Raw genomic sequence first — 14995 nt, forward strand, 5'->3', positions numbered from 1 at the left:
GGTAGTTCCGTCGGTCTTCGCAGTCATGCCGAACTCCCTTCGCTGATGGCTGTTCGGCATCGACGATCGCGCATGCCCCCTGCGGAATTCCTGCGGAACCGTCAGGACAGCCGCGCTCGCACCTCAGCGGCGTTGGCGTGCCCCAGGTCCTCGTAGATCGCGAGCGCCTCCCGCCACACCGCGGTCGCCAGCGCCTCGCGCCCGCAGGCCCGATGGGTGTCCCCGAGGTGGACCAGCGTGTCGGCCACCCAGTAGAGGTCGCCGATCTCCCGGTACAGCCCCAGCGCCGTCTCGTAGCAGTCGACGGCCGCGTCGTACTCCCCCAGGCCGTGCCGGATGAAGCCGAGGCTGTCCCAGACCGCCGCCCGGTTGTCGGCGTCGCCGCTCTGCTCGTAGAGAGCGAGAGCCCGTTCGCAGCACTCCAGCGCCCCGGCGAAGTCGCCCAGCTGGGCCCGGTAGAAGCCGACCGTGTTGAGGGTGTTGGCGTTGCCGTAGTCGGAGATCTCCAGGGCCCGCTCGGCGTGCGCGAGGGCGTCCGGGATCCGGCCCTGCCGCTCGCACAGGATCGCCATCTCGTGGTGCACGCCGGACTGCCCGTCCAGGTCCCCGGCCCGGTCGTAGAGCTCCAGGGCCAGCCGATAATCGCGGTCGGCCTCGGCGGCCCGGTCCAGCAGCGTCCAGGCCCGGGCCAGGCGGGCGTACGCGTACGCCCGGGCCTGCTCGTCGCGCACCGTGCCCAGCGCCGCCTGCCACACGGTGACCAGGTCGTGCCAGGGGCCCTGCCGGTACAGGAAGGTGTCCAGCGTCCAGGCCAGCTGCCACGGCCGGTCGCCGCCGGACCGGGCCGCCAGCGCGAGCAGGACGGCCCGCTCGGCCGCGAACCAGCGCATCGCGGCGGCCTGGTCGGCGAGCGGCTCGCCGCCGGGCTCGATCGGCCGGATCGGCGCCGCCCGGGTCGGTGTCAGCAGCATCGCCGCCGCGAACGCCGTGCCGAGGTAGTGGTCGAGAAGCCGGTCTGCCGCGCCCGGGTCGGCCGCCAGACCTTCGGCGTACGCCCGCATGAGGTCGTGAAACAGAAACCGGCCCGGCGCGTGCTCGGTCAGCAGGCTCGACCGCACCAGCTCGGCCAGTTCGTCGGCCGAACCGAGAAGAGCGCCCGCTGCCGCGGCCGAAAAATCCGGACCCGGGTGTACGCCGAGCTGCCGGAACAACCGCGCGGCGGCCGGCGTGAGCGCCTCGTACGACCAGGAGAACACCGCCCGCACGTCGGTGTCCGGGGTGTCCCCGACCGGCGCCGACCACCCGGCCAGGCTGTCGGCCAGCGCCGCGAGACCGATCTCCGGCTGCATGACGGCGTGCGCGGCGGCCAGCGTGAGCGCCAGCGGCAGCCGGGCACACAACCCGATGAGGGTGTCGCCGGCGACCGGATCGGCGGCGATCCGGTCCGGACCGAGCCGCCGGCCCAGCAGCTCCTGCGCCTCACCGTGGCTGAGCACGTCCAGCCGCAGCGGCTGCGCACCGTCCGCCGCCACCAGCCCGGTCAGCTGGTTGCGGCTGGTCACCACGGCCACGCAGGCCCCGGCCCCGGGCAGCAGCGGGCGCACCTGGTCGCTGTCCCGGGCGTTGTCGAGCACCAGCACGAGCCGCTTGCCGGCCAGCCGGCTGCGCAGCAACGCCGACTGCGCGTCCGACTCGGCCGGGATCCGCCGGGCCGGCACGCCGAGCGCGCCGAGGAAGCCGCGCACCGCCACCCCCGGGTCCATCGCCGTGCCGCCCGGACCGAAGCCGCGCAGGTCGACGTAGAGCTGGCCGTCCGGGAACCGGTCGGCCGCGCGGTGCGCCCAGTGCACGGCCAGGGCGGTCTTGCCGACCCCGGCCGAACCACCGATGACCGCGAGGGACGGGACCTTGTCGAGGTAGCCGAGCGCGTCGACCCGGCCGGCGAAGCCGGTCACGTCGGCCGGCAGCTGGGCCGGCACCGGCTCGCGCGAGCCGACCGCGGCGTCCTGGTTGCTGGTCAGGATGGTGGCGTGCGCGGCCTGGGTGGCCGGTGCCGGGTCGGCGCCCAGCTCCTCGGCGAGCCGCCGGCGCAGCGCGTCGTACTGGCCGAGCGCGTCGGCGGTGCGGCCGATCGCGTGCAGCGCCCGCATCAGCGCGACCGCGATCGGCTCGACCAGCGGCTGCTCCCGGGCGATCGCGCCGAGCGGGCCGATCAGCGCGGCCGGGTCCTCGACCTCCGCCCAGGCCACCACCGCGAGCAGGCGTTCGGAGTCCCAGACCGCCCGCATCGAGGCGGCCCAGTCACCGGCCAGCCCGGCGAGCGGTTCGCCCCGCCACAGCCGGACCGCCTCGCGCAACCGGTCGACATCCCCGTCCGCCCCGTCGGCGAGCGCCCGGAACCGGAGCAGGTCGACCCGGTCGGCCGGCAGGTCGAGCAGGTAGCCGCCGGACCGCCGGATCAGCGGGTCACCGCCGCCGCGCCGCAGCGCACCCCGCACCCGGGCCAGGTGGGACTGCAACGCGTGCCGGGCCCGGGCGGGCGCGGTCTCGCCCCACACCCGGTCGATCAGCGTCTCGGCGGTGACCACCCGGCCGGCCTCGCAGGCCAGGGCGGCCAGCACCGCGCGCTGACGCGGCTCGCCGACCGGCAGCTGTTCCTGGCCGGCCCAGAGTTCCACCGGTCCCAGCAGGCGCACCTCAAGCACAGCGGTCCCGGCGCGGCGGTCAGATCGGGGCGGCCATCGCGGCGTGGCCCCGGCCGATGAGCTGATGGACCTCGTGGTGGCGGCCCTCGCGTTCGCGGCGGCCGATCTCCAGGGAGGTCTCCAGCAGGGCCCGGACCCGTTCGCGGCGGCGGTCCTGGTAGGCGGTGAAGGCGTCCGCCAGTTCGTCGTGCCGGGCAATCTCGTCGGCCAGCACCACGGCGTCCTCGATCGCCAGGGCCGCACCGCTGACCATCTGCGGCGACGGCGAGTGCGCGGCGTCGCCGACCAGCACGCCTCGGCCGGCGTGCCACGGGCCCTCGACCAGGAGGGCCTGGACCGGCCGGCGGACGACCTGGCCGGGCTCCGTGATGGCGTCGCGCACCGCGGCGAACCGGCCGGTGAACGGCGCCAGCAGGTCGCGCATCCGGGTAGCCAGTTCCTCGTCCGGAACCTCGCCGGGAACGTCGGTGACCTCGGTCAGGAACACGTACGCCTGGGTCGGCGAAATCGGGATGACCCCGGTGGTGCCGGCCGGGCCGGCGAAGGTGTGGATGTCGTCGGCCCAGGCCGGGCGGTCGACCAGGGCCCGCCACACCATCTGGCCGGTGAACCACGGCTCGCCGGGAAGGCCGAGCAGTTCCCGGGTGCGGGAGCGGACGCCGTCCGCGCCGACCAGGTAGTCGACGGTGCGCTCGGTGCCGTCGGAGAGCCGCGCGGCCCCCGCGGAGATCTCCACGACGGTGAGCCCGGTGCGCAGGGTGGCACCCCCGGCGGCGGCTCGTTCGCGCAGGATGCGGTGCAGCGCGGGACGGCCGATGCCGACCTCGGTGGGCTGCCCGGGACCGAGAACGCTGGGCGGCTCGGTGGTGGCGCGCAGCTCACCGGCCGAGTCGTGGTGCCGGTGGCGGTGGATCGGCGCACCGGCCGCGAGGCATTCGTCGGCCAGGTCGATGGCCCGCAGGGCACGCAGGGCAGGCCCGGTGAGGCTCAGACCCCAGCCGGCCACGGCCCAGTCCGGCCGGATCTCCAGCACCTCGACGTCGTGCCCGGCCCGGCGCGCCGCGATCGCATGCACGAGCCCGGCGATTCCGCCGCCCACCACCAACACCGTCACCGCTCCAGTGTGGACCATGGCGGCGACCTCTGGCGGCTCAGGCGGCCGAAATCAGAGGGAGGCGGAGCCCGGCATCGGTTCCAGCCGGTCGACGACGTACGTCTTGAGCTTGATCGTGTCGCCGGGCGCGGCGACCAGCTCCCAGCTGTGGTAGGCCTCGAAGCCCAGCCATTGGCTCTTGGCGGCCGGCGGATTCCAGATCCGGGCCTGCCAGTTGACGACGACCGAGACGGCCGCGGTGCGCTGGTCGAGTGCGGTGACGTCCACCGAGGTGATCGCGTGCACCTCATCGAAGAAGCGGTTGGTGACGGCCTTGTACCAGTCGGCGAAGCCGCCGTGCCCGTGTACGGTCGCCTCCGGGAACCGCATCTCCAGGCCTCGGTCGAGCAGGTAGGGCAGAACCGCGCCGAGCTCGTCGTGCCGGTCCAGCGAGCGGTACCACGCGGTGACAAGTTTGCGAATGTTGTCCTCGGTCAATGCCATGACCGGGCCTCCTAACCGGGTACTTCGCGGTCGCGTTCAGCGTTCATCCTGACCGTGGTAACCGCCCGGCGGCATCGAATCTCCCGAAAGGGACCACCGGTCACACCCCTTCGGCGCTACACAGCAAGAACTGTCAGGTCCCGCACGGCCCTCGGCCGGGACAATTCAGCGGTGACTAACGTGGGCCGGGACCGGCTGAGGGAACTGCTGGACGCGGTGCTCGCCGATGGCGAGGTGCGCTCGCTGGGCGACATGGCCGGCGACGCGTACGCCTCGCCGTTTCATTTCAGCCGGATGCTCGCTCGCGGCACCGGCGAGTCGCCGGTGGCCATGCGGCGGCGGGTGCTGCTGGAACGGGCCGCCTGGCAGCTGCGGAACGGCTCAGCGGTGACCGAGGCGGCGTGGGCGGCCGGCTACGACTCGGCCGAGGGCTTCTCCCGGGCGTACGCACGGGCCTTCGGGCACCCGCCGAGCCGGCCCGCGGAGCGGCACTGGCTGCCGGCGCCGAACGGCATTCACTTCCACCCGCCGATCTCGCTGTGGGTCGACACCAACGAGCACACGACCAACCCGCTCACCGAGCAACTGGTCCGCCACGACCTCGACGACACCACCGCCCTCCTCGCCTACGCGAAGCGGCTGTCCTCGTCCGAGCTGCACGAGGTACGGCTGCCAGGCACGGTGGTGCTGGAGTGGGACGGCACCGAGGAGAGCATCGGCGACGTCCTGCACCATCTGGTGCGCACCAAACAGACCTGGCTGGCCTCCATCGACGGCCTCGACACCCCGGTCTACCCGGCCCGGCCCACCGTCGCCGACCTCGTCGACCGGCATGAGGTGATCGGCCCGGCCTGGCTGGCGATGGTGCGCGACCTGGAGGCCCGCGGCGCGTGGGGCGACCGGCTGATCGACGCGCTGTGCGACCCACCGGAGAGCTTCGTGATGAGCGGCGTGGTCGCGCACGTCCTGACCTTCGCGGCCCACCGCCGCCAACTGGTACGCCACATGCTGCGCACGGCCGGCCACCCGGTCGGCCCGGGCGACCCGATCATGTGGCTGCGCCGCCACCGTAACGAGGAAACGACCGGAGACGATCTGACATGACAAGCACGATCTACTACGTGGCCAGCACCCTGGACGGCTTCATCGCCGACCAGCACCACTCGCTGGACTGGCTGCTCAAGCAGGACATCGACCAGCAGGGCCCGATGAACTACACCGACTTCATCGGCGAGGTGGGCGCGGTCCTGATGGGAGCGTCGACGTACGAGTGGCTCCTCCGGCACCAGACCGAAACCGGCGAGAGCTGGCCGTACACCCAGCCTTCTTGGGTTTTCACCCACCGCGACCAACCCGCCCAGCCCGGCGCCGACATCCGTTTCACCAGCGCCCCGGTCCCCGAGGTGCACGCCGAGGCGGTCAAGGCCGCAAACGGCAAGGACGTGTGGGTGGTAGGCGGCGGCGACCTGGCCGGCCAGTTCGCCGACGCCGGCCTGCTGGACGAGCTGGTGGTGAGCTACGCCCCGGTAACGCTGGGCGCCGGCGCACCCCTTCTCCCCCGCCGCCTGGATCTACGTCTACGAGAGACCGCCCGAAACGCCGCGTTCATCGCCGCCCGCTACGACGTGGTGGGCATCGCGGGCAGATAACGGTGTGCGGAAAGGTATCCACCTTGACTTTGCCGGAGAAGGCGCTGAAACATTTAAGAAACATTTGTGAGAGCGCTCTCCCCTGGCAACAAGGAAGAAGGACGGCACATGAAGGTTGTCCCTCGACGGCGCCACCGCGGGTTGCTCGCGGCCCTGGTGCTGATGGTGGTCGCCGCGCTCGGGCTGGTCGGTGGTGCCCAGGCGGCGTCGGCCGCCATCGTCGGTAACACGATCGCCGGCCCCGGCGGCAAATGCGTCGACGTCAGCGGTGACGACACCGGAGTCAACGGCACCGCCGTGCAGCTCTGGGACTGCCAGACCAACAGCGTGGACCAGCACTGGAGCTGGAGCGGCACCGCGCTGACCACCATCGGCCGCTGCCTGGACGTGGTGAGCGGCGGGACCGGCAACGGCACGCAGCTTCAGCTCTACGACTGCAACGGCACCGGCGCTCAGCAGTGGGCCCAGCAGACCAACGGCAGCCTCAAGAACCCGCAGTCCGGCCGGTGCGTGGACGCGCCGAGCGGGGCCACCGCCAACGGGACCCGCCTGCAGATCTGGGACTGCAACGGCACCGCCGCCCAGGCCTTCACCGTCACCACCGGGACGACCAACCCGGGCACCTGCCCGACCTACTCCGACACGCCGGACTTCGGGCCGAACGTGCACATCTACGACCACTCGATGACCGACGCCGCCATCCAGTCCTCACTGGACAGCGTTTTCAACGCCCAGAAGGACACGCTCTCCGCGCAATTCGGAACGCGCCGCGACGCGCTGGTCTTCAAACCAAGCACGACGCCGTACGCGGTGGGAGCGAACCTGGGCTTCAACACCTCGATCCTCGGCCTGGGTCAAAATCCCGATGACGTACGCATCAACGGTGCCGTGACGGTCGACGCGTTCAACGCCAGCGACGCCGGGAACGCCACCCAGAACTTCTGGCGCTCGGCCGAGAACCTGTCGGTCAACTCGCTCGGTGGCGCCAACCGGTGGGCCGTCGCCCAGGCCGCGCCGTTCCGCCGGATCCACGTGGTCGGCGGGCTCAACGCGTACCCGGCCAGTTACGGCTGGGCCAGCGGCGGATACATCGCCGACTCCAAGATCGACGGTACCGTCGAGTCCGCGTCGCAGCAGCAGTGGTACTCGCGGGACAGCACGTTCGGCGCGTGGAGCGGCTCGAACTGGAACATGGTGTTCTCGGGTGTGAACGGCGCCCCGGCCACCAACTTCAACACCGACCCGGCGTCGGGCCCGCGTTACACGACCCTCGCCACCACCCCGGTGTCGCGGGACGTGCCCTACCTGTACACCGACTCGGCCGGAAAGTACCGGGTCTTCCTGCCGTCGCTGCGCACCAACGCCTCCGGGCCCAGCTGGGCCGGCGGCAGCACGGCCGGTTCCTCGCTGCCGATGAGCAACTTCTACGTCGTGAAGCAGGGTGACACGGCGGCGAACATCAACACGGCGCTGGCCAACGGCTGCAACGTCTTCTTCACGCCGGGCATCTACCACGTCAACCAGACCCTGCACGTCACCAAGGCCAACACCGTGGTGCTCGGCATCGGTTACCCGACGATCATTCCCGACAACGGCGTCAACGCGATGGATGTCGCGGACGTCGACGGCGTACGCCTCAAGGGTTTGCTCTTCGACGCCGGCACGACCAACAGTGACACTCTCCTGAAGGTCGGTTTGGCCAAGTCGGGCGTAGCCCACGCGGCCAATCCGACGACCGTGCAGGACGTGTTCTTCCGGATCGGCGGCATGGTGGCCGGCAAGGCCACCAACAGCCTGGTCGTCAACACCAACAACACGATCATCGACCACACCTGGGCCTGGCGGGCCGACCACGGCGCCGGCATCGGCTGGACCGTGAACACCGCCGACAACGGCCTGACCGTCAACGGTGACAACGTGCTGGCAACCGGCCTTTTCGTCGAGCATTACCAGAAGAACGAGGTCATCTGGAACGGCGCCAACGGCAAAATCATTTTCTTCCAGAACGAGATGCCGTACGACCCACCGAACCAAGCCGCCTGGATGAACGGTACGCAGAACGGCTACCCGGCGATCAAGGTGGCCTCCGGCGTCACCACCTTTGAGGCCTGGGGCCTGGGCAGTTACTGCTTCTTCAACGTCAACAACTCGGTGGCCTCACTCCGCGCCTTCGAGGTGCCCGCAGTCGCCGGGGTGAAATTCCACAACATGGCGATCGTGTCACTCGGCGGCATCGGCACCATTTCCCACATCATCAACAACACCGGCGCCGCCGCCACGCCCAGCTACAACAACTCCTACCTGGTCAACTTCCCGTAAAACCGGCAGCCGGGCCCGAGCGATCGGGCCCGGCACCTGTCAGTAATCGGACGACCCCGAAGTGTTGCCCCCGTCGATACCATCAGGGCGGAAGGGGGCGACGCATGGCCCACGGCTCCAACCTCCTGCGCAAGGTCGCTTGGACACTGCTGGCCGGTTTTCTCAGCTTCAGCGTCACCGGCCTGCTCGACAAGGTCCTCAACGTCAGCCTGGCCGACCAACTCATCGTCACCATCGTGATCGGTGGCGTCGCCCTGATGGTGCAATACCTGGCCGAGGTGGAACGCCGCCTCAACGAGGCCGAGCGAAGCCAGCAGGCGGCCGTCGAGGAACTCCGGCGGTTGCTCCAACGTGGCTTCGAGAGCGTCGACGAGGCGACCGAGCTGATGGGTGAGATCGAGCAGTCCGCCGTCCGGCGCGATCTGCTCAAGCAGGTGATCCACCGCTCCGCGCACATCACGCCGACGGTGTTGCCGCTGGTCCAGTTCCTGGCCGACAGCGAGACCAAACGCCTGGCCGAGACCCTGCAGTCGCTGTCCGACGGGCATGAGGTGTTCTACGACGGCGAGGACCGCGAGTTCATGCTGGCGCTGACCCGCGGCATCAAGAAGTCGCTGCTCGCCACGAGTTGGGCGACGAGCACCGCGGCGGCCGTGGAGTTCGAGGCCGGCTTCTGGCTCACCGACCTCGGCGCCCGATACCTCGACCTGCAGCGGGCGGCGGTCCGCCGGGGCGTGGACATCCGGCGCATCTTCATTCTCGACTCACCGAAGCTGCGGGCCGACCCGGACCTGCGCCGGATCCTCGCGATGCAGCGCAGCGCCGGCATCCACGTGCGGCTCAGCGACGGCAGCGGGGTGGCGCAGGACGGCGGGCTGTCCGACTTCGTCATTTTCGACGAGGAGGTCTGTTACGACACCACGCCGGTCACCCGCCGGGAGGCCCCCGGTGCGCCGTGGCGGCTCACCACCCGGATCGTGCTCGACGAGGACACGACCCGGCATCGGGTGGAGCGGTTCAGCGACCTGTGGGAGAACGCGTTACCGCTGGACCAGGCCGACATCAGCCAGAACGGCCCGGCCGTGATCACCGGTCCGGAATCCCTCGGACCGGCGTAGGTCGGCGGCCGCGTGGACCACCCGCAACCACCGGTCACGGCCGTCGTAGCGCGCCTGGAACGCCCGCCGGCCATGCACGCTGCGCAGGTTGTCGATGATCAGGATCTCGCCCGGCGCCAGCCGCACGTCCTGCAGCCGGTCGTCGACCGCCTTGATCACGGTCTCCAGGGCGTCACACGCCTCGCCGTCGGCAGCGTCGCGGATCATGAAGGCCGGATCCAGCCGGACGAACGGGCGGCTGCGGTCACCGGCCAGCACGGCAACCGCGGGCGGCTCGGCGACCGCGGTACTGCTCACGTTGGACGAGTCGGGTTCGATGCGGAAGCGCGGCTGGAACAGCAGCGACCGGGTGGGCTCCTCGATCGGCACCTCGGTGATCGGCACGAAGCTGGTCGCGGTGCTGTCGGGGTTACGCAGGCACAACAGGCAGATCCAGTCCGGCCGCAGCGGGTGGTAGGCGTCCTCGTTGTGCCACATCAGCTCGCCGGAGGAACTGGAGCCCAGCTGGGTCGTCTCGTGCCCCGGCTTCGGGCTGATATCACGGATCAAACGGCCGTCGTCCACACCGGCCTGCGAGACCGGATAGCCCAGGAACGACGCGATCAGCAGGAGCATCGCGTCGGCGCGCGCCAGCTCGTCGCGCTGCGGCGGCGTCGCGGTGACCGGCGGGCTGGTGCCGAGATCGGCGTCGGCGAGCGGGAGACCGCCGACGACGACACCACTGTCGCCGGAGAGGCGGAAGTCGACGAGAGCGCGGCGCAGGAGGACCGGCAATTCCTGGCTGAGAAGCGCGATCTTACGAAGCCGAGCGGCGGGTGAATCGTCCGACCATTCGGCCAAGATCCGATCTGCCAAGCTCCGAACGGCCGCTCCGTCGGCCTGCGAGAGTGGCACTCGCGTAATCGGCCACGCTGCGTTCTCAGACACCGTTGTCCTCCGCTGATCCGCTATGTCGGCGCCGCCTCAAGAACGGGACAAACCGGTCTGGCGGCGATACTTCAGAATGGTACGCTCGGGACTGTTGATCATTGCGCGCACCCGGCCGATGAGTGTCAGCCGGCCGGGAATGGGTATGCCTTTCCTAATGCGTAGCGGATTGGCACAAGGGCAGGACAGTGCGCGCGGGCTCACCCGGCGTGTTGTCCGTCTATTTGTGCTGGTCGGCGTGGCCGCTGCGGTCTATCTCGGGCTGAGCCTCATCGACCACGCGGCATGGGCCGACGGCGGCGCGACTGATCGAATTGGCACAACGGATCCGGTCACCACGGTCAACGAGCTGGCCACCGGTGCCACAAAAGCCATCTCGGAACCGAAGTCGATCATTCCGAAGCCGCCTGCCCCGAAGGCCCATCCGCCGAAGCCCGACCGGCCGCTGATCAAGGCAGCCGCAGCCCACACGCCGAAGATCCAGAAGCCGAAAAAGATCTCCGCTGCGAAGATCCAGGCACCGGCGACGACCCCGGCCCCGGCCCCGGCCATCCGGCCCAGCGAGGCCGCCCGAGCCGACAAGGCAGTCCGGCCCAGCGAGGCGATCCGGACCGACAAGGTAATCCGGCCCAGCGAGGCGATCCGGACCGGCGAAGCGGCCCGGCCCAGCGAGGCGGTCCGGCAAGCGCGGGCCAGGACATCGAAGCTTCGGCAGCCCGCCTCCGATGTGGTCCGGGAGGCTGCCCAGGGCAGGGTGAGCCGGGCGCGGGCGGCGGTCGCCCAGCTCCCTTCGCTGCCCAAGCTCGCCGATCTGCCGCAGGCTGAACTCCCCACCTGGCCGCAGGTGCCCGCCTGGCCGCAGGTCCCCGCGTGGTCGCAGCTTCCCGCTTGGCCGCAAGTCCCCGCGTGGTCGCAGCTCCCCACGTGGCCGCAGATTCCCTCTTGGTCGCAGGTGCCCGCCTGGCCGCAGGTTCCTTCCTGGCCGGAGGCCGGGCTCCCCTCCCCGGCTCAGATTCCCTCCTGGTCGGTGGCGCCCGTCCGGGCGTCGACACCGGCTCGGGCTGCGGCATCGCCTACCATCCCGGTGCTGCGCCAACCCCTGGTGGCCGCCCTTGGGTGCCCGCTGCCGTCATCGCCCGCCTTCGGGCCGGCGCCCGAGCTGTCCGGCGTGATCACACCACCGGACGCACAGACCCGGCCGCCGGCGGCGCCGACGCGGCAGCCCGCTGACCGCTCCACGCCCACCGGGCAGGCGCGTGACTCCGGTGGCGGCAACACACCGGTGATGGGCACCGTCGCGTCGTCGTGGCGGCCCGAGGTGGCGGCGGCCGGCCATTGCCGGGCCGGCGATCTCACCGCTCGCGGGCGCACCGTCCGCTATTCAGGTCCGCCCAGCTGAACCAACTCCCGCAGGGATCCGGAAATCGGCCGGCTTTCGGCCGTACCGAAGCTTTGACCCTGGCTGGGAGGCCTTCATGATCCGCATTCTGCTCGTCGAACCGATGAATCTGCTCCGTGGCGCCCTGACCGCGACGTTGTCCCTGGAGGAAGACCTCGAGGTGGTCGCCGACCTGGGCGTCCTCGACCAGGCCCTGGATATGGCCCGCGCGGTGCCGCCGGACGTGGCCGTGGTCGACGTCGCGCTGCTGGCCGGCGACGGCCTGGCCACGCTCGCCCGGCTCACCGCCGAGCTGCCCGATTGCGCCATCCTGGTGTTGGCCGGCCCGGACGAGCCGGGACTGCTCAACCGGGCCCTCGACCTGCGTGTCGACGGTGTGGTCGGCACCCAGGCGGCCCCGTGCGAGCTGGTCCGCGCCATCCGCCGGCTGGTCCGGGGCGAGCGGGTCATCGACGCGCAGCTGGCCGTCGCGATGGTGGCCGCGCCGCGCAGTCCATTGTCGCGGCGGGAGCTCAACGTGCTGAGCGTGGCCGCGTCCGGGGTCCCGTCCACCGAGGTGGCGGCCGAGCTGCACCTGAGCGACGGCACCGTGCGCAACTACATCTCGGCGATCCTCCGCAAGACCGGCGCCCGCAACCGCCTGGAGGCGGTCCGCCTGGCCGAGGGCGCCGGCTGGCTCCGATGACGGCGACCCGAGCGGGCCGGCCGGCTGTGGAGACGGCGGCGCAGCCGCACCTGGCGGGGTGCGACTGCGCCGGCGTTACCGGTCAGAGCTGAGCGGGGTCAGAGCTGGCCGAGCAGAGCCAGGATCGCGTTGAGCAGTGCGGCCAGGCCGCCCGCGGTGGGGGTGCCGTCGAGCAGGTGGGTGATCGCGCACAGCAGGTTGCCGAGCAGGTTGCCGGCCGCCTGCACCGCGGTGATCACCAGGTGCACCTGGTTCAGGTCGACCACCAGGCCGAGCAGGTCGAGGTGCAGCGGCCCGAGGACCAGGTTCAGCACCTGGCACGTCACCGCGGCGATGGTCACCGGCATGCTGACGTCACGGGTGACGGTGCCGACGGGTGCGCCGGACGAGTCGCTCACCGTACCGGTAAGCACCCCGGTGGCCAGCAGATTTCCGTCCTGCGTGACGAACTTCGACGGCGTGAAGGTGCCGGCGAAGGAGCCGTTGTCGGCCGTGCCGGTGATCGGCGTGGCAAGCGCGGCCACCGGTGGCGCCGCCGCACTCGGGGCGGCACTCGCCGGTCCCGCGCCGGCGAAGCCGAGCCCCAGCGCCGCGATCAATGTTACGACGATCATCGTGATCCGTTGCCGATGTGTCATCGTTCCTCCTGCCGATAATGACCCTGGTTCGGGCTTCCGTGTTCATCGACAAGCCTCGTTGTCAACGGAAGCCCGAACCAGTGAGTGCAGTCAGCGGGATCGCTGACAATAGTCATGTTTCATCGGTCAGTTGAGGGCGAACCGCTGGTTGCTCTGCCCGCTGCAGTCGTAGATCTGGACCTGCTGGCCGTTGCCGGTGCCCCAGACGTCGAGGCAGCGTCCGGACTGGACACCGGTGATGGTGCCGTTGGAGTTGACGTTCCACTGCTGGTTGGCCTGGCCGTTGCAGCTGTAGATCTGCACGGCCGAGCCGTTGCCGGAGCCGGCCGCGTCCAGGCACCGGCTGCCGTACACGGTCAGCTGCTTGCTGGAGGTCAGCGTCCAGGCCTGGTTGCTCTGGCCGTTGCAGTCGTAGAGCTGGACCCGGGTGCCGTTGCTGGTCGACGAGTTGGGCACGTCGACGCACCGGCCGGACTGGGCGCCGACGATCCGGCCGCCGCCACCCGGCGAGACCGTCGGGGACGGCGTCGGCGAGGTGGTGGTGCCGGGCGAGGTCGGCGACGTCGTCGGGTTGGGCGAGGCAGAGTTGAGGGCGTTGAGCACCGAGGTGTACGCCGCCTTCTTGTTGCCGCTGTTGTCGAACAGCAGCGGGCTCTCGCTGGAGCGCCAGGAGTCGCTGTCCCGGACGCCCCAGACCGTGATGCCGATGCAGCGGGGCACGTTGATGCATGCCTGGGTGAGCCCGGCGTACTGCGAGGTCGACGCGTTCGTGACGTCCACCTCGGTCAGGGCCACGTCCACCCCCAGCGCGGCGAAGCTGGACAACGTGGTCTGGAAGTTGCCCGGCAGCGAACTGCCGCCGGTGAAGTGGGTCTGCAGCCCGACGCAGTCGATCGGGACACCGCGGGACTTGAAGTCCCGGATCATGTTGTAGACGCCCTGCGTCTTGCCGTACGACCAATTTTCGATGTTGTAGTCGTTGTAGCAGAGCTTGACCGACGGGTCGGCACTGCGCGCGGTGCGGAACGCCACCTCGATCCAGTCGTTGCCGGTGCCCTGCAGGTTGGACGACCGGCGGCTGCCGTCCTCGTTGAAGGCCTCGTTGACGACGTCCCAGGCGGCGAGCTTGCCCTTGTAGTGGGCCATCACGCCGTTGATGTGATCGATCATCGCCTGGCGCAGGCTGCTGCCGCTGAGGCTCTGCATCCAGCCCGGCTGCTGCGAGTGCCACGCGAGGGTGTGCCCGCGGACCTTCAGGCCCCGCTGGGTCGCCCAGTTGTAGATCTGGTCGCCCGAGCTGAAGCTGAACTGACCGCGGTTCGGCTCGGTGGCGTCCGGCTTCATCTCGTTCTCGGCGGTGACCATGTCGAACTCACGACCGGCGATGGTGGAGTAGGTCGAATCACCGAGCCGGCTGGCGGCGACCGCGGTGCCGAAGTACCGGCCCGACTGGGCGGCCGCCGCACCGAGCGTGCCGGCCGCGGCGTTCGCATCCGGCGTCACCATGATCACGCCGAACGCCGCGGCCGCGGCCACGGCGCCGGCGAGCAGCAGCCGGGCTGGGGTTCTGGTTGCCACGAAGGCCTCCTTTTCCATTCCGGATCCGGTGGCCGGGCATCGAATGCGCGCTGCGGGAAGCGACCGCCGAGCGCCAGGGGATCGATGGACGGCATTATCCGAACCGAATAGGGACGGGTGTCAATATGGGAGCCATGCTGGCACGGTAACAACAACGAAACAAGAGTTTCCGGAGAACTTCCGGAAGGTATCAACGGCCTGAATCCGGATAAATACGCTGCTTAACGGCGTTTTTCGAGAACCAGGGGCGATCGCTGCCATCCGAAGCACGGTCGAGGCTCCGAAACTTCCGGAGCCTCTGGTGGAAGTGTCACAAGAATTCCACCAGTCACTTAAAAGGTGTTATGACGAAGCCTGCGCGGTAGTCGTACGCATTCTTC

The 14995-nt window shown here is 70.2% G+C and carries 12 protein-coding genes; 6 read left to right on the top strand and 6 right to left on the bottom strand.

Annotated elements, in window-relative coordinates; genetic code table 11:
- Nucleotides 1-101: 101 nt before the first annotated feature.
- Genes Ate02nite_RS31680 through Ate02nite_RS31690 form a run of 3 tightly spaced genes read right to left on the bottom strand, consistent with a single transcriptional unit; the run spans nt 102 to nt 4302 of the window.
- A complete protein-coding gene (locus Ate02nite_RS31680) occupies nt 102-2705 on the bottom strand; it encodes an AfsR/SARP family transcriptional regulator (protein WP_203811519.1) in 2604 nt (867 codons plus the stop codon).
- 19 nt (nt 2706-2724) lie between these two features.
- Complete coding sequence (locus Ate02nite_RS31685; RefSeq protein WP_203811520.1) at nt 2725-3819, bottom strand: FAD-dependent monooxygenase; 1095 nt, start codon at nt 3817-3819, stop codon at nt 2725-2727.
- A gap of 51 nt (nt 3820-3870) precedes the next feature.
- Nucleotides 3871-4302, bottom strand: a complete 432-nt coding sequence (locus Ate02nite_RS31690; protein WP_203811521.1) for a nuclear transport factor 2 family protein — start codon at nt 4300-4302, stop codon at nt 3871-3873.
- Nucleotides 4303-4473: 171 nt separating this feature from the next.
- On the opposite strand from Ate02nite_RS31690, the gene Ate02nite_RS31695 reads away from it, so the two are divergent.
- The 4 genes from Ate02nite_RS31695 (at nt 4474) to Ate02nite_RS31710 (ending at nt 9388) form a co-directional block, all read left to right on the top strand.
- Entirely contained in the window at nt 4474-5406 is a 933-nt protein-coding gene (locus Ate02nite_RS31695; protein ID WP_203811522.1) for a helix-turn-helix domain-containing protein, read from the top strand.
- A complete protein-coding gene (locus Ate02nite_RS31700) occupies nt 5403-5951 on the top strand; it encodes a dihydrofolate reductase family protein (RefSeq protein ID WP_203811523.1) in 549 nt (182 codons plus the stop codon). The genes Ate02nite_RS31695 and Ate02nite_RS31700 overlap by 4 nt, the downstream gene beginning before the upstream one ends.
- Nucleotides 5952-6059: 108 nt before the next feature.
- Nucleotides 6060-8270 (top strand): pectate lyase-like domain-containing protein, encoded by a 2211-nt coding sequence (locus tag Ate02nite_RS31705; RefSeq protein WP_203811524.1) that lies wholly within the window; start codon nt 6060-6062, stop codon nt 8268-8270.
- Nucleotides 8271-8374: 104 nt separating this feature from the next.
- Nucleotides 8375-9388: a DUF6879 family protein gene (locus Ate02nite_RS31710; protein ID WP_203811525.1), complete on the top strand. Its 1014-nt coding sequence runs from the start codon at nt 8375-8377 to the stop codon at nt 9386-9388.
- Here the strand turns inward: Ate02nite_RS31710 and Ate02nite_RS31715 are convergent.
- Nucleotides 9311-10228, bottom strand: a complete 918-nt coding sequence (locus Ate02nite_RS31715) for a TauD/TfdA family dioxygenase (RefSeq protein WP_203811526.1) — start codon at nt 10226-10228, stop codon at nt 9311-9313. The two genes, Ate02nite_RS31710 and Ate02nite_RS31715, sit on opposite strands and share 78 nt — an antisense overlap.
- 181 nt (nt 10229-10409) lie before the next feature.
- Between Ate02nite_RS31715 and Ate02nite_RS31720 the strand changes: the two genes are divergently transcribed.
- A complete protein-coding gene (locus Ate02nite_RS31720) occupies nt 10410-11714 on the top strand; it encodes a hypothetical protein (RefSeq protein ID WP_203811527.1) in 1305 nt (434 codons plus the stop codon).
- Nucleotides 11715-11790: 76 nt separating this feature from the next.
- The gene (locus Ate02nite_RS31725; RefSeq protein ID WP_203811528.1) at nt 11791-12399 is read left to right on the top strand and encodes a response regulator transcription factor; all 609 of its coding nucleotides are present in this window, start codon (nt 11791-11793) and stop codon (nt 12397-12399) included.
- 98 nt (nt 12400-12497) lie between these two features.
- Here Ate02nite_RS31725 and Ate02nite_RS31730 read toward each other — a convergent pair whose 3' ends face one another.
- Together Ate02nite_RS31730 and Ate02nite_RS31735 are read right to left on the bottom strand one after the other, a co-directional pair.
- Nucleotides 12498-13037 (bottom strand): hypothetical protein, encoded by a 540-nt coding sequence (locus tag Ate02nite_RS31730; RefSeq protein WP_203811529.1) that lies wholly within the window; start codon nt 13035-13037, stop codon nt 12498-12500.
- A gap of 126 nt (nt 13038-13163) precedes the next feature.
- Nucleotides 13164-14615 (bottom strand): endo-1,4-beta-xylanase, encoded by a 1452-nt coding sequence (locus Ate02nite_RS31735; RefSeq protein WP_275422975.1) that lies wholly within the window; start codon nt 14613-14615, stop codon nt 13164-13166.
- Between the last annotated feature and the right edge of the window lie 380 nt (nt 14616-14995).

Origin of the sequence: Paractinoplanes tereljensis (genome assembly GCF_016862435.1) — a bacterium.
GTDB lineage: Bacteria > Actinomycetota > Actinomycetes > Mycobacteriales > Micromonosporaceae > Actinoplanes > Actinoplanes tereljensis.